The 22,644-nt window shown below is 59.4% G+C and carries 14 protein-coding genes; 12 read left to right on the top strand and 2 right to left on the bottom strand.

Annotation, left to right across the window (positions count from 1 at the left end):
• The first annotated feature begins 33 nt into the window (after positions 1-33).
• The 4 genes from abc-f (at position 34) to B5G16_RS06600 (ending at position 5,337) form a co-directional block, all read left to right on the top strand.
• On the top strand, positions 34-2,079 hold the full coding sequence (gene abc-f, locus B5G16_RS06615; protein ID WP_087262471.1) for a ribosomal protection-like ABC-F family protein: 2,046 nt from the start codon (positions 34-36) through the stop codon (positions 2,077-2,079).
• The gene (rlmB, locus tag B5G16_RS06610; protein ID WP_087262469.1) at positions 2,072-2,803 is read left to right on the top strand and encodes a 23S rRNA (guanosine(2251)-2'-O)-methyltransferase RlmB; all 732 of its coding nucleotides are present in this window, start codon (positions 2,072-2,074) and stop codon (positions 2,801-2,803) included. The genes abc-f and rlmB overlap by 8 nt, the downstream gene beginning before the upstream one ends.
• A gap of 61 nt (positions 2,804-2,864) precedes the next feature.
• Positions 2,865-4,601 (top strand): DUF4153 domain-containing protein, encoded by a 1,737-nt coding sequence (locus B5G16_RS06605; RefSeq protein ID WP_087262467.1) that lies wholly within the window; start codon positions 2,865-2,867, stop codon positions 4,599-4,601.
• A 58-nt stretch (positions 4,602-4,659) separates the two neighbouring features.
• Positions 4,660-5,337 (top strand): M48 family metallopeptidase, encoded by a 678-nt coding sequence (locus B5G16_RS06600; protein ID WP_087262465.1) that lies wholly within the window; start codon positions 4,660-4,662, stop codon positions 5,335-5,337.
• A gap of 26 nt (positions 5,338-5,363) precedes the next feature.
• On the opposite strand, the gene pgtP is transcribed toward B5G16_RS06600, so the two are convergent.
• On the bottom strand, positions 5,364-6,743 hold the full coding sequence (pgtP, locus tag B5G16_RS06595; protein WP_087262463.1) for a phosphoglycerate transporter protein PgtP: 1,380 nt from the start codon (positions 6,741-6,743) through the stop codon (positions 5,364-5,366).
• Between the two features lie 228 nt (positions 6,744-6,971).
• Between pgtP and B5G16_RS06590 the strand changes: the two genes are divergently transcribed.
• A complete protein-coding gene (locus tag B5G16_RS06590) occupies positions 6,972-7,766 on the top strand; it encodes a DeoR/GlpR family DNA-binding transcription regulator (protein WP_087262461.1) in 795 nt (264 codons plus the stop codon).
• Between the two features lie 78 nt (positions 7,767-7,844).
• Here B5G16_RS06590 and B5G16_RS06585 read toward each other — a convergent pair whose 3' ends face one another.
• Positions 7,845-8,609 (bottom strand): glycerophosphodiester phosphodiesterase family protein, encoded by a 765-nt coding sequence (locus B5G16_RS06585; protein WP_087262459.1) that lies wholly within the window; start codon positions 8,607-8,609, stop codon positions 7,845-7,847.
• A 254-nt stretch (positions 8,610-8,863) separates the two neighbouring features.
• On the opposite strand from B5G16_RS06585, the gene galK reads away from it, so the two are divergent.
• The 7 genes from galK to B5G16_RS06555 all read left to right on the top strand — a co-directional run bounded on the left by galK (position 8,864) and on the right by B5G16_RS06555 (position 22,587).
• Positions 8,864-9,994 (top strand): galactokinase, encoded by a 1,131-nt coding sequence (galK, locus tag B5G16_RS06580; protein WP_087262457.1) that lies wholly within the window; start codon positions 8,864-8,866, stop codon positions 9,992-9,994.
• Between the two features lie 154 nt (positions 9,995-10,148).
• A complete protein-coding gene (locus B5G16_RS12870) occupies positions 10,149-12,107 on the top strand; it encodes a ligand-binding sensor domain-containing protein (RefSeq protein ID WP_239406011.1) in 1,959 nt (652 codons plus the stop codon).
• A gap of 16 nt (positions 12,108-12,123) precedes the next feature.
• On the top strand, positions 12,124-14,241 hold the full coding sequence (locus tag B5G16_RS12865) for a hybrid sensor histidine kinase/response regulator transcription factor (RefSeq protein WP_239406009.1): 2,118 nt from the start codon (positions 12,124-12,126) through the stop codon (positions 14,239-14,241).
• A 511-nt stretch (positions 14,242-14,752) separates the two neighbouring features.
• On the top strand, positions 14,753-17,782 hold the full coding sequence (locus B5G16_RS06570) for a SusC/RagA family TonB-linked outer membrane protein (RefSeq protein WP_239406008.1): 3,030 nt from the start codon (positions 14,753-14,755) through the stop codon (positions 17,780-17,782).
• 19 nt (positions 17,783-17,801) lie between these two features.
• Positions 17,802-19,484 carry a RagB/SusD family nutrient uptake outer membrane protein gene (locus B5G16_RS06565; protein ID WP_204228052.1) on the top strand — a complete coding sequence of 561 codons (1,683 nt, stop codon included), beginning with the start codon at positions 17,802-17,804 and terminating at the stop codon, positions 19,482-19,484.
• Between the two features lie 120 nt (positions 19,485-19,604).
• On the top strand, positions 19,605-20,897 hold the full coding sequence (locus B5G16_RS06560) for a SusE domain-containing protein (RefSeq protein WP_087262453.1): 1,293 nt from the start codon (positions 19,605-19,607) through the stop codon (positions 20,895-20,897).
• A gap of 115 nt (positions 20,898-21,012) precedes the next feature.
• A complete protein-coding gene (locus tag B5G16_RS06555; RefSeq protein ID WP_087262451.1) occupies positions 21,013-22,587 on the top strand; it encodes a DUF4832 domain-containing protein in 1,575 nt (524 codons plus the stop codon).
• Positions 22,588-22,644 lie beyond the last annotated feature (57 nt).

Genomic DNA, 22,644 nt, shown 5'->3' with positions numbered 1-22,644 from the left:
TGCCCGTGCGGCGGCTCCCTCAACGTGTTGCTTATGATTTCACTCGACAATCTGACAGTCAGTTACGGGGGCTGGACCCTCTTCGACAATATCTCGTTCCTGATCAACCCCAAGGACCGCATCGGTCTGGTCGGCAAGAACGGCGCGGGGAAAACCACGCTGCTGCGCATCATCACCGGTGAGCAGCAGCCCACGTCGGGCGCCGTGACGATCAACGGCGAGTGTACGATCGGCTACCTCCCGCAGACGATGCGCGTGGCCGACACCACGACGCTCGTCGACGAGACCGCCAAGGCCTTCGACGAGGTCCTGCGCCTCGAAGCCGAGATAGCCGACCTCACGCGCGAGATCACCGTGCGGACCGACTACGAGTCGGCCGCCTACGAACAGCTGCTGCACCGCCTGAACGACGCCCAGGACCGCTACCACATCCTCGGCGGCGAGACCCGCGATGCCGACATCGAGAAGACGTTGCTCGGTCTGGGATTCAAGCGCGAGGATTTCGGACGTGCCACGAGCGAGTTCTCCGGAGGCTGGCGCATGCGCATCGAGCTGGCGAAACTGCTCCTGCGGCGCCCCTCGATCTTCCTTTTGGACGAGCCCACGAACCACCTCGACATTGAGTCGATCCAGTGGCTCGAAGAGTACCTCAAAAACTACAACGGCGCCGTGCTGCTGATCTCCCACGACCGGGCGTTCCTCGATAACGTGACGAACCGCACCGTGGAGCTCTCGCTGGGCAGGATCACCGACTACAAGGTGCCCTATTCGAAATACGTCGTCCTGCGCGCCGAACGCCGCGCGCAGCAGCTGGCCGCCTACGAGAACCAGCAGCGGATGATCGAGAAGACCGAGGAGTTCATCGAGAAGTTCCGCTACAAGCCCACGAAGTCGAACCAGGTGCAGTCGCGCATCAAGCAGTTGGAGCGTCTCGAACGTCTCGAAGTCGAGGAGGAGGACCTTGCCACGCTGAACATCAAGTTCCCGCCCGCGCCGCGTTCGGGACAGATCGTCGCCGAGATCAACGAGGCCGGGATGTCGTTCGGGGCGAAGCATGTGTTCAGCGGCGCGAATTTCGTCATCGAGAAGGGCGACCGGATCGCTCTTGTCGGGCGCAACGGCGAGGGCAAGACCACGCTGGCGAGGATGCTCGTCGGGCAGCTGACTCCGACGGAGGGGTCGATCCGCATCGGCGCCAACGTCAACATCGGCTACTACGCCCAGAATCAGGACGACCTGATGGACGGCGAGTTTACGGTCTACGACACGCTGGACCGCGTGGCCGTGGGCGATATCCGCACGCGGCTGCGCGACATCCTCGGGGCGTTCCTCTTCCGCGGCGAGGACATCGACAAGAAGGTCAAGGTCCTCTCGGGCGGCGAGCGGGCGCGGCTGGCCATGGCCCGCATGATGCTGGAACCGCGCAACCTGCTGGTTTTGGACGAGCCCACGAACCACATGGACATGCGTTCGAAGGACATCCTCAAAAACGCCATCCTGAAATACGACGGCACGGTGGTCGTCGTCTCGCACGACCGCGAGTTTCTCGACGGCATGGTCGAGAAGGTCTACGAATTCCGCGACGGAGGTGTCAAGGAGTATCTCGGGGGGATCTACTACTTCCTCGAAAAGCGCAAGCTGGAATCCTTGCAGGAGATCGAGCGCCGCGATGCACCGGCGAAGACCGCCGCTCCGAAGAGTGCCCCGAAAGCCGGTCCGGCCGCCGGCGCGAAGGGTTCCGACGGTGCGAAGGGTTCCGGCGGTACAACCGCTGCGAACGCCGCGGACGGCGCGGCGGAGAAGGCCGTCCTTTCCGGAAAAGCCTCCTACGAGCAGAAGAAGGAGCAGGAGAAGCTGCTGCGCAAGCTGCGCAAGGCGGTGGAGAGCGTGGAGACGGAACTGGCCGAATTGGAGAAGCGGATCGCCGAATACGATGCGAAGTTCGCCGCCGCGACCGACTACAACGAGGCCGACTATACGGCCTACAACGACTTGAAGTCCCGTTACGACCACCAGATGCACGAGTGGGAGAAGGCCTCCTACGAACTGGAAATAACCGAAGAACAATACAATGGATAACCTGATTTTCGGGATTCGTCCCGTGGCCGAGGCCATCGAAGCCGGCCGGCAGATCGAAAAGCTCTACATCCGCAAGGGGGCCGAGGGACCGTTGATGCAGGAGTTCCGCGACCTCTGCATCCGCCACCGCATCCGCTGGCAGGAGGTGCCCGTCGAGAAGTTGAACCGCCTCGTGCGCGGCAACCACCAGGGCGTCGTGGCGCAGACCGCCGCCATCGAGTACGTCGGGTTGACGGATATTCTCGAACGGGTCCCCGAGGACGAAACCCCGCTGGTGGTCCTCTTCGACGGCGTGACCGACGTGCGCAACTTCGGGGCCATCGCCCGTTCGGCCGAGTGCGCCGGGGCGCACGGGCTCGTCACGCCGCTCAAAAACTCCGCGCCGGTGAATGCCGAGGCGATCCGTTCGTCGGCCGGGGCGCTCGCGACGATCCCCGTCTGCCGTGTGGGCTCGGTCCGCAATACGCTCAAACAGTTGCAGGCCGAGGGCTTTCAGGTCGTCGCCGCCACGGAAAAGAGCCGCAAGCTGCTCTACGACGCCGATTTCCGCCGTCCGACGGTGCTCGTCATGGGCGCCGAGGATACCGGCATCTCGAAAGAGGTCCTGAAACTCTGCGACGAGCAGCTGGCCATCCCGATGATCGGCCATATCGAGTCGCTCAACGTCTCGGCCGCCGCGGCCGTGATGTTGTTCGAGGTTGTGCGCCAGCGCATCGGCGACTGATCCCCAGCTCCGATCCCGTTCTCCCGATGTTGATCCGATAAAAACCAAAAACCGCCGAATCATGAAGTGGAATTTTCGAGAGCGCGTTGCGGAGTTCCGGAAGGGACTCGCGACCGTCGTGTGCCGCCATCCGTTGGAGCTGCTGCTGTTGCTGGCCCTGACCGTGACGCTGATCGTCTGTCTGGAAACCGACCAAGATCCCAACGGCCCCCGGATGCTGGTGCTGGGGTGGGGCGCCCTGCTGCTGCTCGTCGTCAACCGGCTGGCCGGACGCAGCGTCTGGCGCCGCATCTACTGGGTGGCCTGGGCGCCTTTGGTGCCGCTCTTCCTCTGGCCGGGGCTGCCCGAATGGGTCGAATCGGCGCAGGCCGTCATCACCTTTGCGATCCTCACGCCGCTGGCCCTGCTGGCCTGCCGTCGGGCCGTGGCCAACGAACGCTTCGTGGCCGATGCTTTGGTCTATCTGCGTTCGGCGGTGCTGGCCATGCTCTTCGCCTACGTCGCCTACGGGCTCTTCGAGGCGATTCTCTGGTCGGCGGCCTACATCTTCGGGTTCGGCGATGCCCGCTGGGTGGCACACCTTTCAGCCGACCTCTTCTTCGTGACGCAGTTCCTCGCCGTGCCGACCCTCTTCATGATGATGCTCGACCGCTGGGACGAGGCTCGTTTCGGCTCGTCGCGCATCCTCGAAGTCCTGCTGAACTGGATCTTTACGCCCGCCGTGGCCATCTACGCCGCGATCCTCTACCTCTATCTGCTGAAAATCCTCTTTACGTGGACGCTGCCCGAGGGCGGCGTGGCCTATCTGGTCTTCGGATTCACGATCACCGCACTGCTGGTCAAAGCCCTGCGGCTGCCCCTCGAAAAACGCACCCTCGACTGGTTCTACGACCGGTTCAGCCTTCTGGCGCTGCCCCTCGTGGTGCTGTTCTGGGTCGGGGTCGCCCGCCGCGTCGGTGAATACGGACTGACCGTTTCGCGCATCTACCTGCTCCTTTGCGGCGGACTGATGACATTTTGCATCCTGCTCTTCCTCTCGCGCCGCGCCGGACGCTACCTGTGGGTCGTGCTGGCCGCGATCGTCGCCTTCGCCGCCGTGGCCTACATCCCCGCGCTGGAACCCGAACGCGCCGCCCTGCGCTCGCAGACCCGCCGCGTCGAGCGGATCGCCGAGCGTCTCGGACGTCTCGATGCGGCGACGGGACGGCTTTCGCTCGCACCCGCGTCGCTGGCCGATACGACCTTCCGCAAGGAGTACCGCGAACTCTATGAGGCGTTGGCGTATGTCGAGCGCGACAGCGCCGCGTTTGCACGCTTCGGGGTGGAGGAGTCGAACGACTTGGTGGAGATTCTTCCCACGGTGATGCACGACTATGTGCAGTGGGGTTGGGAACCGGCCGTCGGGGAGGTGGTCGAGGCGAATCCCTCCGTCGGAGTCTGCCTTCCCCGGAATGTCTGCGTCGAGATCGACGAAGACGATCGTTTCTCGCGCTGCTATGTCAACCTCACGGAGTGGAACTCCGACAGTTATGCCTTCGTGAATGATACGCTGCGTTTCTATCTCGGGGAGGAGCGTCCCGTGCTTGAAATCACGGGTGCGGAGGTGCTGGAAAAACAGCTCGGACAGAGCGGTTTCGATCCTTCGCAGGGTGTCGAACCGACCGGTGAGCAGACTTTGCAGTTGCTGTGTTACAGCGACGATCGCTGCTGCATCCTCTTTGAACGTCTGCTGATCGAGCGCCGCGATTCGGCCGATGTGATTACCTCTCTGGCGGTGCATTCCCTGTGGCTGCGATGATCGGAGGGGCGAAAAGGGGCGGAATGAACGGAAAGGCGAAAGGACCGGAGGGGGCGGAATGAGCGGAGGAAACGAAAAGATCGGAGGGGACGGATGGCTCGGACGGCTCGGACGGAATCTCCGGAGTCCCCGGGGCGGGATCTCCGTAAAAACCGAAACCGCCGAGGTGATCGACCATCCCCGGCTCGGGGAGGTAACCCTCGCGCAGTCGCCCCGGGCCCGGCGCATCTCGATCCGCGTGCGGGCGACGGGAGCCGTGCGGCTCGCCTATCCCTTCGGAGTGTCGCGGCAGCGGGCGCTGGCATTCCTCGATGAGAAGGTCGACTGGATCCTCGCTGCACAGGAACGTCTCGCCCGCCGTCGCGCCGCCCTGCCGCCGCAACTCCCGCCCGCGGAGCGCAAAGCCCGCATCGAGGAGCTGCGCCGGGCCGCCCGGGAGGACCTTCCGGAGCGCATCGCCCGCCTTGCGGCCGCCACCGGCCTGAAATACGAAAAGCTCTCGATCCGCGCCTCGCGCACGAAGTGGGGGAGTTGCTCGGGGCGGAACCACATCTCGTTGAGCCTCTTCCTGATGACCCTGCCCGAGCATCTGCGCGACTTCGTCATCCTCCACGAACTCTGCCATACGGTCCATCACAACCATTCGCCGCGTTTCCACGCCCTGCTCGACCGGCTGGTCGGCGGACATGAAAAAGCCCTCAACCGGGAGTTGAGGGCTTGGTCGATCCCCGAGTGAGGGTGTTTCGGACGTCGGGATCCGGGTCAGTGCCGCTCCTTCTCCCGTTTGCAGGTGAAGGCCATGAAGACGATGGCCAGCAGACAGGCTCCGATCAGCAGCACGAAGGTCCAGTCCCAACCCGCCTTGTCGGCCACCGTGCCCAGCACGATGTTGGCCAGAATCGCCGTGCCGAGGAAATAGCCGAAGAAGCCCGTCAGCCCGGCCGCCGTCCCCGAAGCGTTCTTCGGCGCCAGATCCAGCGCCTGCACGCCGATGAGCATCACCGGACCGTAGATGAAGAACCCGATGGCGATCAGCGACAGCGTCACGATGACGTAGTTCGACGAGAATTGCCAGTAGAGGAGGATGAAGAGCGCCACGATGGCCATGAAGAGGATCGTCGGCAGGGCCCGGCGTCCGTGGAAAATCTTGTCGCTCAACCAGCCGCAGATCAGCGTCCCCGGGATGGCGGCGAATTCGTAGGCGAAATAGGCCCAGCCGGCCTGTTTGATGTCGTAGCCCTGCGCCTCGCGGAGGTAGGTCGGGGCCCAGTCCAGACAGCCGTAACGAACCATGTAGACGAAGGCGTTCGCCAGGGCGATGTACCACAGCAGGCGGTTGTTCAGCACGTATTTGAAGAAGATCTCCCGCGTGGTGAGCACCTCCTCCTGCTTGGCGCTGTAATCCTTCGGGTAGTCGTTGCGCCACTTCTCCACCGACGGAAGTCCGCACGCCTGCGGCGTGTCGCGGATCAACACGTAGGCCGCGAGGGCTATGAAGATCGATACGACGGCCGGGAAGAGGTAGGTGCCGATCAGGAAGTAGAGTTCGCTGTGGCTGCCGTAGAACCACGACCCGAACCAGATCGCCCCGTAGACGGCCATCGGGCCCACGAGCGCCCCGCCGACGTTGTGGGCGCAGTTCCAGACGGACATCTTCGTGCCGCGCTCGTTCTGCGAGAACCAGTGGGTCATCACCCGACCGCACGGGGGCCAGCCCATGCCGTTGAACCAGCCCACCAGAAAGTTCAGCGCCGCCATGACGATGATCGCCAGCTCCCTGCGCTCGGGGCCGAGCAGCGTTACGGGGATGATCATGAACATCATCGACAGCGAGGCCAGCACCAGTCCCAGCGGCAGGAAAACCCGCGCGTTGCTGCGGTCCGAGACGCTGCCCATCAGGAATTTCGACAGGGCGTAGGCAATGGCGTTCATCGAGAGCACGATGCTCAATTCGCTCGTGTCGAATCCGAGATTGCCCAGCTCCGGGATGGCCATCGAGAAGTTCTTGCGCACGAGATAGAATCCGGCATAGCCGATGAAGATGCCCGCAAAGACTTGCAGGCGCAGGCTCCTGTACCGCGAATCGACCTTTGCAGCATCGATTTCCGGCTTATGAGCGGGAGGTTGCAGTAGTTTCCACATGGTTTTTGCTATAAAGACCGATTCGGCTGCGGGACCGGATTCGGGAATTTCGATTCGCAACAAAAGTACGACTTTTTTTCTCTATTTCAAAATATAAAGGCTTCTATTTTGAAAGGCGCGGCCCGTTTGCCGCTTCCGACCGGAAGGTGTTTTTCTCCCCTGCGGAGCATGATTTTCGGGAAAATTTTTGTATATTGAACGCTGAAACACGAAAATTCCTGATCGGACATGAACAAAATCAGCGAAGAACCTCTTTTGAGCCTCCCGGAACGGCACAACCGGATCCTGACTCTTCTGCAACAGAACGGATCGATCTCGGTGACGCAGCTCTCCGACCTCTTCCGGGTGTCGGAGGTGACCATCCGCAAGGATCTCTCCTACCTCGAACAGCAGAAAAAACTGTATCGTACGCACGGCAGCGCCATCCTGATCAGCCCCTATATCGGCGACCGCCACGTCAATGAAAAAGAGAAAAAAAACGTCTCCGAAAAACAGGCCATCGGCGTTGCCGCCGCCGCCCTGATCGCCCCGGAGGACTCGGTCATCATCGCCTCGGGAACGACCGTGACCTTCCTGGCCCGCGAAATCAAGCCGCAGGGGCATCTGACGGTCATCACGGCGTCGGTCCCCGTGACGCGGATCCTGTCGCAGAACCCCGATATCGATGTGATTCAGCTGGGCGGCATCACCCGCAGCAGTTCGGTCTCCGTCGTGGGACCCTTCGCCGAGGCGATGCTCCGCAACTTCAATTGCAGCAAACTCTTCATCGGCGTGGACGGCATCGACCTCGAATTCGGGCTGACAACGACCAACATGCTCGAAGCCTCGCTCAACTGTGCGATGATCGAGGCCGCGCAGAAGGTCGTGGTGCTGGCCGACAGCTCGAAATTCGGACGGCGCGGGTTCAGCAAGATCTGCGAGCTGGAAGCTGTCGACCGGATCATCACCGACAGCGGCGTGCAGCCGCTCTATCTCGACCGGCTGCGCGAACGCGGCATCGAGGTGACGGTCGTGGATCTCTGATCCCGGGGTCGGCACGGAAAAGGGGCGGCAAACGTTTGCCGCCCCTTTTCCGTGCCGCTTATTGCGGGCCTCTCCGTATTATTTCAGAAGTGCCTGCAACCGCTCGGGGTAGTCGGTCGTGATGTAGTCCACGCCCAGGTCGATGAAGTACCTCATGTCCTCCTCCGAGTCCACGGTCCAGACGTTGACTTCCAACCCCAGATCGTGGGCCTGCTTCACCCACTCGGGGTGTCTCCGCAAGGCGCCCATCGAATAGTCGATGCCGGCCAGCCCCAGTTTCTTGATGCTCTTGGGCGGGAGGTCGCCGTTCAGGTAGTAGATCTTCGTATCGGGGATCAGCTTCTTGAAGGCCAGGCAGGCGTTGATCGAGAAGGCGATGATGTCGGTGCGTTCCAGCACGCCGTGTCTGCGCAGCGCCCGGACGATCTTCTCCGCGGCAAGGTCCTCCCGGTTGAGGTCCGAGAGCGACTTCATTTCGAGGATCAGCCGCGTGTCGGGTTTCGAGGCCACAAGATCGAGATACTGGTCCAGCGAGGGGATGTTCTCCTTTCCGTTGGGCAGCACGATCTGCATGATCTCCCTGGCCTTGGAGCGCTCCATGTCGATCCCGGTGCCCTTGTAGACGCGGTCGTGGTTGACGATCAGCCGGTCGTCGGCCGTGAGCCATACGTCGATCTCCGATCCGTAGACGCCGATCGAATCGGCCTTGCTGAACGACGTCAGCGAATTCTGGGCCGAACCCGGAGCCGTCCAGTAACCGCGGTGTGCGATGACTTTGGTCTGTGCCAGAGCCGCTCCGCCCGTCAGCAGCAGGGCGGCGGCGAAGACGAGGTGTTTTCTCATATCGTTTTGCAGTTTGGTTGTGTGCTTGTGAAACGAAACCTTTGCAAAGGTAGCGAATATTTTCGGAATTACAACCCGAAACCTGCCCGAAAATGGGCTTTCCGTTGCGTGGGCATGTCGCCGTCCTCGGATCCCGAAGCCTCTTATGATACGTTTATACCATTAATTGAAACGAATTTGCATACGATGTTGCGGATTTTTCACTATCTTCGTGCAACTCGAAACACTTAAAACCACAAACAGCTATAAGAACCATGAAAGAAAAAGTCAGCAAGAAGTTCCGGGAACTCTATGGCGAAGGCGCCATCCTCTTTGCTTCGCCGGGCCGGATCAACCTCATCGGCGAGCATACCGACTACAACGGAGGATTCGTCTTCCCGGGAGCCGTCGACAAGGGTATCGTCGCCGCGATCAAACTCAACGGCACGGACAAGGTCCGCGCCTATGCCTGCGACCTGAATGAGTCGTCGGAGTTCGGACTGCGCGAGGAGGACAAACCCGCTGAAAGCTGGGCCCGCTATATCTTCGGCGTATGCCGCGAGGTGCAGAAGCGCGGCGGCAAGATCGGCGGCTTCGATGCCGTGTTCGCCGGGGATGTGCCTCTGGGCGCCGGCATGTCGTCGTCCGCAGCCCTCGAATCGACCTTCGCATTCGCGCTGAACGATCTCTTCAACTGCGGAATCGACAAATTCGAACTCGCACGGATCGGACAGGCTACCGAACACAACTATTGCGGCGTAAACTGCGGCATCATGGACCAGTTCGCGTCGGTGTTCGGCAAGAAGGGGTGTCTGATGCGTCTGGACTGCCGCTCGATGGAGTATGCCTACTTCCCGTTCGACCCGAAGGGCTACCGGCTCGTGCTGGTGGATTCGCGCGTGAAGCATGAACTCGTCGGATCGCCCTACAACGACCGCCGCGCCTCGTGCGAGCGGGTGGCCAAGGCCCTCGGACAGGAGTTCCTGCGCGGTGCCACGATGGAGCAGCTCGATGCCATCAAGGATCAGATCTCCGAGGAGGACTACAAGCGTGCCCGCTATGTGATCGGCGAGGAGCGCCGCGTGCTGGATGTCTGCGACGCGCTCGAAAAGGGCGATTACGAGACGGTCGGCAAGCGCATGTATGAGACCCACTGGGGCATGTCGAAGGATTACGAAGTGTCGTGCGAGGAGCTGGACTTCCTGGCCGAGATCGCCGAGGAGTGCGGTGTGACGGGTTCGCGCATCATGGGCGGCGGATTCGGCGGCTGCACGATCAACCTCGTGAAGGACGAACTCTACGACCATTTCATCGCAACGGCCCGGGAGAAGTTCAACGCCAAATACGGTCATGAACCGCAGGTTTACGACGTGGTGATCTCCGACGGCTCGCGCCGGCTGGAATAATTGCCTTATTCCCACATGAAAACACCGGGAGGACGCTTCGAAGCGCCCTCCCGGTTTGTTTTGCGGAAGGGTGAATAATGCGGAAAACTGTCGCCGGTGTGGCGAAGTTCCCTGAAAATTCCTATCTTTGTATATATATAACCCAAACCGGATTATGAAGTATCTCCTGTCGGTCTTGTTGCTCGTCGCTTTGCTGGACGCCCCGGCGGCCCGGGGATTCGATGTCGCCGATTATCGGTTTCATTCGATGCCCGAAACCTCCTATTACGGAGGAATTCACAGCATAGCCAAAGACAGCGTCGGGAGAATCTGGTTCAGCGGATATGACGCCCTGTTCATGTACAACGGCCATTCGTTCGTGCGCATGAACGATCGCGTCGCGGAATTGTCGCCGGCTTCATACTGGCTCTACGGACAGGTCGTCACCGGCCGTCACCGCGCTCTCTACGTCGGTACCAATCAGGGCCTGCTCGGATTCGACTACGGGTTGCAGCGCTTCGAAACCGCGTTGGATGGAAATATCGGCTCGGTAACCTCCGATCCCGACGGGACGATCTGGCTGATCCGGAACAACGGAATCGAGTCGTTCGACCCCGAACGCTCGCCTGCCGTCCGCTCCTATTCGTTGCCCGACAAGATCGCTGCCGACGGATCCAATCTCTCGCTGATGTGTTTCGACCGGCATGTCTATGTCTCGGTCGGAGCCAAACTGTTCAGCCTCGATCCCCGGACGGGCGAATATGAATTGTTCACCGTGCTGGGTGACGACAACGCCCTGATCCGGGATGTCGTCGAGTTCGGCGGTTCGGTCTATGTCCTGACCCTGATGAACGGACTCTACGAGTGTGATCCCGCCGGACACATCCTCCACTATTTCAAGCTCCCCACCGAATACGAAAAGTCGGCCGGCGCCAAGGAACTCTTCCTTGACAGCGCCGGGATCATCTGGGTCGCCACGCAGTCGGGGCTCATGCTGCTCGACCCCCGCAACGATACCACCCGGTTGCTGCGTTCGAATCTCCATTATCCCTACTCGCTGCCCAACAACTCCGTGTGGTCGGTCTATCCCGATCCCGACGGCGGCGTCTGGGTCGGAACCTATGGCGGAAAACTGGCTTACATGACCTTCTCGGACAGTACGGTCGACTGCTATTTCAAGGCAACCCCCGGAGGGCTGAACAACCCGATCGTCAGCTGCTTCGAGGAGGATGAACAGGGAAACCTCTGGATCGGAACCGAAGGCGGAGGCGTCAATTACTGGGACCGGCAGAACGACCGGTTCCTCTACTATACGCAGGAGAACCGGAGCGGGATCACCTCGAACATGATCAAGAAACTCCGCTATGATACGAAGAGCGATATGCTGCTGGTGTCGGTGTTCAACGGCGGAATGAATGGGTTTGATGAACGGCGCGACCGTTTCGTCGAATTGCCCATGCGACATCCGGACTCCTCGAAGCCCCTGTGTGTCTACGACTTCGTCCGGGAGAAGGATGAGGGGTTTTGGATGGTTGATCCCGATACCGAACTCATGTACATGGATGCGGAAACGCATGTCGTCGAGAATGTCCGATTTACCGATGAGACGGGAAATCCCCTGCGGATGCGCATCGAGACGCTGTTTCATGACAAGCGCGGCAACCTCTGGCTGGTGACCTATGAGGGTGCTTATGTCGTGGATGTCCATACGCGGCGGATCCTCAAACGTTACTACATCGAAGATGCACCTTATTCGGTTAACCAGCTCTGCTCCTACTGCATCACCTCCGATTCCGACATCTATTTCGGAACCCGCGGCGGCGGAGTCAACCGGTTGAGCCGCGACGGCCGTTACGTCAATTTCAAGGACCGGAACGGTTGCGGACTCGACGGCAAGATGGTGTTCGGAATCCTGGAGGATACCCCCTCGAAGAACATCTGGTTCAGCACCAATGACGGGCTGTATTACTATGACCATGCGGCCGGGACCCTCAACAAGTCGCAGATCGACAGCCCCGACCGTTGCGGCGCCTATTACGTACGTTCGTGCTACAAGACCTCGAAAGGCGAGTTGCTTTTCGGCGGAACCGATGGGTTCATCCTATTTTCCCCCCCCCCGGGAGATTCGGCATAACACGCTGAAACCCAGCGTGTATTTTACTGATCTGCGGATCAATGACACGCCGGTCGTTCCGGGCGAAAAAGGAGTCCCGCTCAATCGGTCGATTACGACGATGTCCGTGCCGGCGGGCGATGACGGCCGGGAGGAGGACAACATCATCGAACTCTCCTACCGGCAGTCGAATATCGAGATCCGCTTCTCGACGAACAGCTATCTCGAAGCCGAAAAAAACCGGTATTCCTATCGGATGGTCGGGCTCTCGGATCGATGGCTGCTGCTGCCGCCCGGACAGAAGGCCGTGCAGTTCTTCAATCTGCCGGCCGGGAATTACCGATTCGAAATCAAGGCTGCCAACAATGACGGCCTGTGGAGCGACGAAGTCTCGACGCTGCATTTCCGCATGAAACCGTCGCCGTTCCTCTCGCCCTGGGCCTGGGGACTTTATGGGTTGATGGCGATCGGCGCCGCCTGTTTCGTCTTGCGTTACTTCACCAACAAGAAACTCTTCGAGCATCGTCTGGAACTCGAACGGATCAAGGAGCAGAACATGAAGGAACTCACCCGTGCGCGGATCAACTTCTTCACGAACATCTCCCACGACCTGAAAACACCCCTGACGTTGGTGGTCGATCCCTTGAAGCAGCTCAAAACGATGCTGCCGGAGAACAATCCCTGCAATGCCTATGTGCATCTGATCGAGAAGAACGTCAACCGCATTCAACGCACCATCAGCCAGCTGTTGCAGTTCCGCGAGATCGAAAGCCAGAAGATCACCCTCAACCGGCAGCCGGGCGATCTGATCCGTTTCATCGGGAGCATCTTCTCCCTGTTCGACTTCTACGCCAACAAGAAGGGTATTGAGACCGATTTCAACTCCTTCTGCGAGAGTTTTTATACCCGCTTCGATCACGATGTGATCGAGAAGATCTTCACGAACCTCTTCTCCAATGCCGTCAAGTACACGACCGAGAACGGCTATGTCGGAGTGAAGGTGGCCCGGGCTTCGGACGAACAGATCGGTGCGAACCGCAACCGGATGCCCGGAACCGAATATCTGGCCTTTACGGTGACGAATACGGGCGCTGAAATCCCCGAGGAGCGGAAAGAGTCGATTTTCGAATCGTTCAACCGTCTTTCGGACCGCCGCCCCGAATTCGAAGGCAGTACGGGGCTGGGTCTGGCCATTGTCAAGGAGCTGGTGAACAATCTGGGCGGCCGGGTCTCGCTGGCGTCGGGTAACTCGCGGGTGGCGTTCACCGTGGTGCTGCCCTTTACGCTGCTTGCGGAACGAACCGACAGCGGCGCCGAATCCTATGACTATACGGTCTCGGAGATCGACAACATGCTCTCCGAGGAGGACCCCTCCGCGTGGAGCGACAGACACGACCGCAAGGCCTGCACGATCGTCGTCATCGAGGACGATCCGAATTTGAGAAATTACCTCGAACAGCGCCTGTCGAAGTTCTACAACGTCTATACGGTCGCCAACGGCAGCGAAGGGGTCGTCAAGGTGGAACGAATCGCTCCCCAGATCGTGATCACCGACCTGATGATGCCCGGAACGGACGGATTCGGCGTCTGCCGTTCGCTGCGGTCGAATATCAAGACCAGCCATATCCCGATCATCGTCCTTTCCGGTATGAAGGACAGCGACAGCAAGATCCGGGCTTTGGAGGCCGGAGCCAATGTCTTCCTCGACAAACCCCTCGACATGGATTTCCTGCTCAAACAGGTCGACAACCTGATCCGGACCCAGAACGAATTGAAGGAGCGGTACAGCAAGAAGTTCATCGCCGAACCCTCCAAACTGACCATCTCCTCCATGGACGAGGAGTTGCTGAAAAAGGCGATGAACTATATCGAGCAGAATATCGACAACAACGATTATGACGTGGATGCCTTTGCGGCGGACATGTCGATCGGCCGAACGCTTCTCTATCAGAAGATAAACGACATCACCGGCATGTCGGTCAAGGAGTTCATCCTGGACATCCGGCTCAAACGGGCGGCCCAGCTCCTGAAAGAGTCGGATCTGACCATCGCCGAGATCTCCGTGATGACGGGATTCGCCAACCCCAAATATTTCAGCATCTGTTTCAAGCGTCATTTCGAGGTGACGCCCACGGAATTCAAGCGCAAGGCATAGAGCATTCAGGCCCGTCGTCCGGCGGGTCGGGACTTCGCTCCTCCATCCGGATCGGGGACGGCAGACTGATGCCGTCCCCGATTTCTTGTACCGGCTTCCGCACTCCTGCCGGGGCCGGAATCTCCGGCTCCGGCAGGAGTGCGCACGGGGTTGCCGTACGATTCTCTGACGGGACCTCCCCGGATCCTTCCGAAAACTGCCGCATACACCCCCGCAGGCTCCCGGGACGGGGTTTCTTTTTCTCCGGAAAAGGGTGCGTAAATGTCCGGGGCGGATGAAATGGAACCATTTCCGAATAAAAGACTCCCGCCCATTCCTGATGTTTTCCGGATATTTGTCTTGAAAAGTTCCGGCATGTCCGGGCTGTACACTGATCACCCTTGAAACCTGAAACCTAAACTTTGTTGCCTATGATGTATCGCTGGAATGGATGACGAACGCCCGGACAACGCGTTTCGTCATTATTGTTTGATCCCACCTCTATTTGTGCATTAACCTAAAACATTCTTTTATGTCAGGAATATTCCAAAAACTGAAAAACAGTGTGATTCTTGCCGTCTTCGTCTCCCTGGCGGCAATCCCGCCGTTCGCCGTCGCTCAACAGAATGCCGGGAAAATAACGGGAACGGTCGTGGATGAGCATGACGCTCCGATGGCCGGAGTCGTGGTTCTCGTGAAGGAGAGCAACAATACCGGTGCCGTAACCAACAACCAGGGCGCATTCGAGATCAAGGCCGCGCCCGCCTCGACGCTGGTCTTCTCCTATCTGGGATATACGGATCAGGAGGTCCAGGTCGGCAATCAGACGGTTGTCAACGTGAAGATGGTGCCCAGCGCCCAGTCGCTCGACGAAGTGGTCGTCGTGGGTTACGGTTCGCAGAAAAAGAAGGACCTTACCGGAGGCCTTGCCGTGGTCGACAAGGAGACGCTCGAAATGGTTTCGTCGAGCAACCTCATGGACCGTTTGGTCGGCCAGGTCGCAGGTCTCAACATCACGACCTCCAACGCCGCTCCCGGCAGCAACCAGTCGCTGCTGATCCGCGGTCAGAACTCCCTCTCGGGCAGCAACTCGCCGCTGATCATCCTCGACGGAATTCCCTATTCGGGTTCGCTGGCCGACCTCGACCCCAACCTGATCGACAACATGTCGGTGCTGAAAGACGCTTCGTCGGTGGCTATCTACGGTTCGCGTGGTTCGAACGGCGTCATCCTGATCCAGACCAAACGCGGCGCCAAGGGTGACCTGCACGTGACCTACAAGACCAAACTGGGAATCGCCGAACCCATGCAGCGCATTCAGGTCATGGGCCCCAACGAGTTCATCCGCTTCAAGCAGGACATGGGCCGTCTGAAAAACAACTACTCGGGCGAACAGCTCGACCCGCTGGTGGGACAGATCATCAGCGCCAGCGAGAAGGTCAACTACGCCAAGGGCGTGACCAACGACTGGCAGGACTATGTTTTCCGCAGCGTCTTCACGATGGACCACCAGTTGAGCATCTCGGGCGGTAACGACAAGACCACCTATACGGCTTCGGTCTCCTACCTGGACAACCCCGGCGTCGTCTACAACTCGAACTACCAACGTACGAACGTCTACGCCAGCATCAACCAGACGCTCAACAACTGGCTCTCGGTGGGCCTGACCACGCAGTTTGTGAACCGCGAGAGCGGCGGCGCCACCCCCAACCTCGAACATGCCATCAAGCAGAGCCCCTGGGGTATCTACAAGGACGAGACGGGGGCCTACTATGAGGAGCCGATGGATTATTCGAACCTTCCCAACCCGATGAAGGATGTCAACGCCGATCAGAAACGCACGGGCCGCAACATGCTCGTCAACGGCTTCATCGACATCAAGTTCCCGGTCGAGGGGCTTACCTTCCGGTCGCAGTTCGGTTACAACTACCGCAATACGTTCGACGGAACCTACTACGGCCGCAACACCGTGACCGGCAAGAAGGTGGACGGACGTGCCGAGATCTCCAACTCCCACAATACGGACTACACGTGGGAGAACGTGCTCAAATACGACCGGACCTTCGGCAAACACCACATCGACGCTACGGGCCTCTTCTCCGTGCAGGAGATGAAATCCACGAGCGCATCGCAGAGCGGCGAGGGCTTCGTGAATGACGATTCGAGCTTCTACCGCATGGACGGCGCCGAGAACAAGATCACGATCGGTTCCAGCTACTGGAAGGAGACCATGGTGTCGAGCATGCTCCGTCTGAACTACGGCTTCGACAGCAAGTACCTCGTCACGCTGACCGGACGTGTCGACGGTGCCTCGGTCTTCGGACGCAACAACAAGTACGCCTTCTTCCCCTCGGCAGCCGTGGCATGGCACATCGGTGAGGAGAACTTCATCAAGGACAACGCCACCTGGGTCGACATGTTGAAGATCCGCCTTTCGTATGGCGCCAACGGTAACAACGCCATCTCGCGTTACCAGACCCTCGACCGCCTCTATTCGACCAACGGTGTGAAATACATCTGGGGCGACACCTCGTCGGCCGTCAACTCGGCCTACCTGCCGAGCGACGGTATCGGTAACCCCGACCTGCGCTGGGAGACCACCTATACGGCCAACGTCGGTCTCGACTTCTCGTTCTTCAACGGCCGGTTGAGCGGTTCGCTCGACATGTATCTCTCGAACACCTACGACCTGCTGATGACCCGTACGGTGCCCATCATGAACGGTTACAGCAAGATCTGGGACAACGTGGGACAGACCCGCAACAAGGGTGTCGAACTGACTTTGAATTCAGATAACATACGCAAGAAAAACTTCACCTGGAGCACCGACTTCACCTTCTCGCTCAACCGCGACGAGATCGTCGAACTGCGCGGCGACGGAAAGGACGACGTGAACAACAAGTGGTTCATCGGCCAGCCGCTTTCGGTCTACTACGACTGGAATATGGTCGGTATCTGGCAGGAGGGTGACGAGTTCACGTTCATCGACGGCGGAGGCAAGGAGGTGGCTCACCAGACCGGCGCGACACCCGGTGCCGCCAAACTCGAAGATGTCGACGGTAACGGCATCATCGACTCCAACGACCGCAAGGTCATCGGAAGCAAGAACCCCAGCTTTACGATGGCGATGGGCAACCGGCTCTCCTATAAGAATCTCTACTTCTCGATCCTCTTCAACGGCGTCTTCGGGAAATGGATGACCGACAACGTGGCCAACATCTCGTCCTATACGTTCGGTTCGGGCAACTACATCCATGGCGTGAGGTACTGGACGCCCGAAACCCCCGATGCCGAGGTCGTATCGCCGGGCTACCAGGCTTCGTTCGACCACGGCTACTACAAGAAGCTCAACTATGTGCAGCTGCGTAACATCACGCTGGGCTACCGCTTCTCCCAGAAGATCGTCCGCAAGATCGGTTTGAGCGCCCTGGATGTGAATTTCAGCGTGAACAACGTCTGCGCCTTCTCGAACATGCGCCAGATGCTCAACTACGACAACACCTGGTTCGCTTCGTTCCCGACCGCCCGTTCCTATGTGCTGGGCTTAACCATAACCTTTTAATTGAGACCTGTCCATGAAAATGATGAATTATATCAAGATCAGCGCCGCATGTTCGCTTCTGTCGCTTGCTGCGGGCTGTGCCGACTTCCTCGAGGAGGATCTGAAAAGTTCGCTCGCGCCCGACAATACCTACACCAGCACGCTGGGCTTCGAAGTGGGGTCTGCCGGACTCTATGCCATCGCACGTTCGGAGTACAACACCTGGGGTGAGAGCGGCGCCTTCATGCACAACGGCGCCTGCGCCTACGAGGTGTTGCAGATCTCGACCGACATCTGCCGCATGGGTACCGTGCGCGACGGTTCGCTGGTTCCCTTTGCCGAACTGACGCTCAACCCGTCGACACTCTTCGTCGGCTCCTACTGGAACTGGGCCTACAACCTCATCGCATCGGCCAACGAACTGCTGATCTACTCCGAAAAGAACAAGAACTGGGATTATCCCACCGACAAGCAGCTCTATCAGGCCGAGGCCCGTTTCTTCCGCGCCTATGCCTACCGGACGCTGGTCTATCTCTACGGCGATGTGCCCTGGGTGGAGACCATTCAGACGCCGTTCCTCCTCTCGTTCACGCGGACCCCGAAAGCCGAGGTGCTGGGACATATCATCGACGACCTCGAATTTGCCAAGACCTATCTGCCGGAGGATCCCGATGCCGTGAAGGAGGGTAAGCTCACCACCTGGGCCGCCCGCCACCTGTTGAGCGAGATGTATCTGTTCCGCGGTGCCGACGGCGACTACCGGCTCGCCGAGGAGAATGCGCTGGATGTAATCGGAAGCGGCCATTACAGCCTGGTGAAGGCCCGCTACGGCAAGCACCTCGATGAGGCCGGCGACTATTTCAGCGACATGTTCCTCGAAAACAACCAGAACCGTTCGGCCGGCAATACCGAGAGCATCTGGGTCATGCAGTTCCAGTACAACACGGTCGGCGGCGGTACGAACTCCGACGACTGGACCCGCCGTGCGTGGAATCCCCAGTACTTCAACATCGACGGCTTCGCGCTGGCCGATTCGCTGGGCGGCCGCGGTCTGGCACAGATCCGTCCGCTGAAATGGTGGATCGGCGTCAAGGGCACCAGCGCCACGACGGCCGATGAAGCCGAAGGGTATCCCGGTATTCAGGAAGGGGGTATCTTCGAGGATGGCGATATCCGCAATTCGGAATACAGCATCAAGCGCAACTGGTACTACAACAACCCGTTGACGCCGAACAAACTCGAACAGAAGTGTCCGATTACCGATGACACCTGGTCCCAGGCACAGCTCTTCCCGGCCTTGAAAAAGTTCTTCTTCGGCAAGGAGGAGAACCTGCAACTCACCGGTTCGTACAAGGACCGCATGAAGTTCCGTCTGGCCGAGACCTATCTGCTGCTGGCCGAGGCCTACCTTCGTCAGAACATGCCTGACAAGGCCGCCGATGCCGTGAACGAGGTGCGCCGCCGTGCCCGTGTGAGCGATGTCGACGCTGCTGACATGACGATGGACTTCCTGCTCGACGAGCGCATCCGCGAACTCTACGGTGAGGAGAGCCGCCGCTTTACGCTGGTCCGCACGGGTACGTTGATCGACCGCGTGAAGAAGTACAATCCGGAGGCGCGAGATCGGATTAAGGATTACCATGTGCTGTGGCCCATCCCGCAGGCAATCCGCGACGCCAACCGCGATGTGGAGTTCCCGCAGAACCCCGGCTACGACGAGTAGCATGAACATGATCCGCCGACGAAGGGGGATTCCGATCCCCTTCCTTTGCCGGGCGGACAAGAGAAGCAAAGTGAAGTGTCCGGTGATCCGGACCGCATCAGCAACCATGAAAAAAAGAGTATGAAAAAGATAAAATTTGCATGCAACGTATCGCTCCTGACCCTTCTTGCCGTGGGGCAGTGGGCTTGCGCCTGGGATCCTTACGAGCACGACGCCGACCCGGTTCCCGAAACCTTGACGCTCACGGCATCGTCGGCTGACATTGTCCTGGATGAGGAGCACCTTACGGACCCGGTGCTGACCTTCGAGTGGACGCCGGCCCGCCAGGTGTCCGATGACTTCCTGGTCACCTATACGACCAAACTGGACGTCGTGACCAACAACTTCGGCTCCTCGACCACGATCGAGACCGTGGAGGATGAAGGGATATTCAGCCGAAGCTTCACCTCCGAGCAGCTCAACAACTGGGCCAACGAACGTTGGAACCTGCCCGTGAACAAGAACTTTACGCTGGCCTTCCGTGTCATCGCCGAGTATGTCGGCGGCGAGACCTACGAGATGCCCGAGGTGCGCACCGTGGAGGTGAACGTCACGCCGATCCATGTCGATATCTTTGCGGCCGACAAGATGTCGATCGACGGATCGTCGGTAGTCGGCGGAGAGACCGAGATCGGGAAGACTGTCGAGAACGAGAACCTTTACGCCTGGTATGGTGACTTGCAGATCGGCGATTTGCAGGTTCCGGTCGAGTTCGACGGCCTGAACTACTACCTCGTTCCGGCCGATGGGGCGAGCGACATCCACGACGGAGAGTTGATCGACGTGAAGATGCAGGAGACGCCCGTTTCGTGGAACATCCCCGCAGCCGGCAAGTACCGCCTGCTGATCGACATGCAGAACAAGCAGGTGCGCTTCTACTCGGAGGCTACCGACCTGAAGCCGCTGTCGGTAACGTTCCATCTGACTGGGGATGCTTCCAATCCCGAAGTGACAATTCCGGTAACCGGTGTTCTGTACCTGTACGGCGCCGGCACAGGTTGGGGAACGAAAGAGGTTACTTTCGAGCCAAGTATGGCCGATCCGCAGATACTGGTTTACGATGCTGCGAAGCATAACGGTACGAAGTACAAGGGAAAGATGAAGTTCGCTCTGGCAAAGGGATTTACCGACAGCGAAGGCAAACCTCTCATGCAGTCGAACGGCAAACCTTTTGATCTGTCCCACTCCTATTGTTTCACTTGTCCTCCCAAAACGGATACGGAGAAGCAGGAGATTTCGCTACCGCTGGGTAAGGTAAGCGAGTTGCATGGCGGAGTGTCCAGCGCGGTGCGAAATTCTTACTACGATGTTCCTTCCGCCGATCTACTGATCCTCGACCTGCGGAATATGACGATCCTGGCCCGGAACAAGTAGTGCGGAGCCTTTGAATCCCCAGAGACGGTGCCGTATCGGTATGGAGACCGGATTCCGATCGACAGAAGGGTACGGCACCCTTTTTACAAACGAAATCTGTTAAATGCGTATGAATATGGACAAGAGATTATTGGCGGTTTTCATGGCGTTGGCGTTTCTCTGCTCGGCGTCGTGCGGCTGCTCGAAATCCGATGACGGAGCGGGTGACGGCGGCGAAACCGTTGAGGGAGTGACCGTGAAACCGGCCTACAATCGCAGCGACGTGCTGCACAATCCGCTGAACGGTTGGGTCATGTATGTCAGCGCCGATTACGACCCCTCCTATTTCGATACGGAGATCTATGTGCCGTCGCTGGGCCAGAACGTGAAGGTGGCCGACTACGCTTCGGCCTGCTACATCCGCACGAAGTGGTCGGTGCTGAACCCTGCGGACGGGCAGTATGCCTGGAAAGATCCCGATTCGAAGGTCTACAAACTGGTGCAGGCCGCCCGGGAACGGAACCTCCCCATTGCTTTCCGTGTCGTGGTCGACGGACGCGATCAGGGGGCCAATACGCCCCAGTTCGTCTATGATGCCGGTGCGAAGTATGCTTTGGAGAATGCGAAATACCCCGACCGCAAGACCCCGATGCCGCAGGATCCCATCTTCCAGCAGTATTATGAGAAGTTCGTCCAGGCCTTTGCCGAGGAGTTCAACGACCCGGACCGCACGGCCTTCATCGACGGATACGGTCTCGGGAAATGGGGCGAGGGCCACAGCGTAGCCTATGACGAGAATGACGTGTCGGCCGTCGACGAGAATACCGAGACGGTCAAGCGCGAAGTCCTCGACTGGATCACCAAGCTGTATGCCAAATACTTCACGAAGGTTCCGCTGGTGATCAACTATCACCGGGTGATCGGCCATCCGACGAGCGAGGGGGAGGCCAATCCGAACAGCGAGAGCCTGATTGCTCTGGCCGTTTCCAACGGCTATTGCCTGCGCCACGACGCTTTCGGCATGAACAACTCCGGATGGGGATACAGCACCTGGGAGAAGGCCCTTGCCGCACAGTGGCGTTTCAAGGTCCCCATCATCATGGAGGGCGGTTACATCGTCAGCAGCCACTCCTACTGGAACGACCCGGCCGGGTATCGCCAGGGGCATCCGGAGGATGTCCGCAAGGGAGAGTATGACGCCTCGGCCGAGGCGCATGTCAACATGATGGACTTCCGCGTGGGCGAGGAGACCCAGTCGTGGTTCAACGACGCCTTCGATCTGGTCAAGAGCTTCGTCTCCGAGGGCGGTTACCGCATCTATCCGGATCAGGTGACCGTGCCGGATCAGGTGGCTGCCGGAAGCCGCGTGAAGGTCGCTTCGCGTTGGCGCAACATGGGCTGGGGGTACATGCCCAACAACCTGCCCCAGTGGAACTACAAGTACAAGGTGGCCTATGCGCTGCTCGATGAGTCGGGCGCTGCGCGGAAGGTCTTCGTCGACGACAAGTGCGAACCCTCGACGTGGGTCGACAGCAAGCCCTTCTCCTATGTCTTTGAGACGCCGGCCATCGATCTTCCGGCCGGTACCTATACGTGGGGTATTGCCATCGTCGATACGACCAAAGAGAATGTCCCGGCCATTGAGCTGGCGGTCAACAACGAGAAGACGGCCGACGGTTGGGTCAAGTTGCAGACCGTGAAGGTCGATTGATCCTTCCGCAAAGAGGCGGAGAGTCGCTCCGGCATTGGTCCGGGGTGCGGCTCGGGG

It is taken from the genome of Alistipes sp. An66 (assembly GCF_002161445.1).
Classification (GTDB): Bacteria; Bacteroidota; Bacteroidia; order Bacteroidales; family Rikenellaceae; genus Alistipes; species Alistipes cottocaccae.
This window is presented reverse-complemented; position numbering and strand designations above follow the sequence as displayed.

Bases quoted from the DNA above. Each gene is read 5' to 3' on its own strand.
- abc-f (WP_087262471.1), top strand. From the start codon at position 34: ATGATTTCACTCGACAATCTGACAGTCAGTTACGGGGGCTGGACCCTC.
- rlmB (WP_087262469.1), top strand. From the start codon at position 2,072: ATGGATAACCTGATTTTCGGGATTCGTCCCGTGGCCGAGGCCATCGAA.
- B5G16_RS06605 (WP_087262467.1), top strand. From the start codon at position 2,865: ATGAAGTGGAATTTTCGAGAGCGCGTTGCGGAGTTCCGGAAGGGACTC.
- B5G16_RS06600 (WP_087262465.1), top strand. From the start codon at position 4,660: ATGAGCGGAGGAAACGAAAAGATCGGAGGGGACGGATGGCTCGGACGG.
- pgtP (WP_087262463.1), bottom strand. From the start codon at position 6,743: ATGTGGAAACTACTGCAACCTCCCGCTCATAAGCCGGAAATCGATGCT.
- B5G16_RS06590 (WP_087262461.1), top strand. From the start codon at position 6,972: ATGAACAAAATCAGCGAAGAACCTCTTTTGAGCCTCCCGGAACGGCAC.
- B5G16_RS06585 (WP_087262459.1), bottom strand. From the start codon at position 8,609: ATGAGAAAACACCTCGTCTTCGCCGCCGCCCTGCTGCTGACGGGCGGA.
- galK (WP_087262457.1), top strand. From the start codon at position 8,864: ATGAAAGAAAAAGTCAGCAAGAAGTTCCGGGAACTCTATGGCGAAGGC.
- B5G16_RS12870 (WP_239406011.1), top strand. From the start codon at position 10,149: ATGAAGTATCTCCTGTCGGTCTTGTTGCTCGTCGCTTTGCTGGACGCC.
- B5G16_RS06570 (WP_239406008.1), top strand. From the start codon at position 14,753: ATGTCAGGAATATTCCAAAAACTGAAAAACAGTGTGATTCTTGCCGTC.
- B5G16_RS06565 (WP_204228052.1), top strand. From the start codon at position 17,802: ATGATGAATTATATCAAGATCAGCGCCGCATGTTCGCTTCTGTCGCTT.
- B5G16_RS06560 (WP_087262453.1), top strand. From the start codon at position 19,605: ATGAAAAAGATAAAATTTGCATGCAACGTATCGCTCCTGACCCTTCTT.
- B5G16_RS06555 (WP_087262451.1), top strand. From the start codon at position 21,013: ATGGACAAGAGATTATTGGCGGTTTTCATGGCGTTGGCGTTTCTCTGC.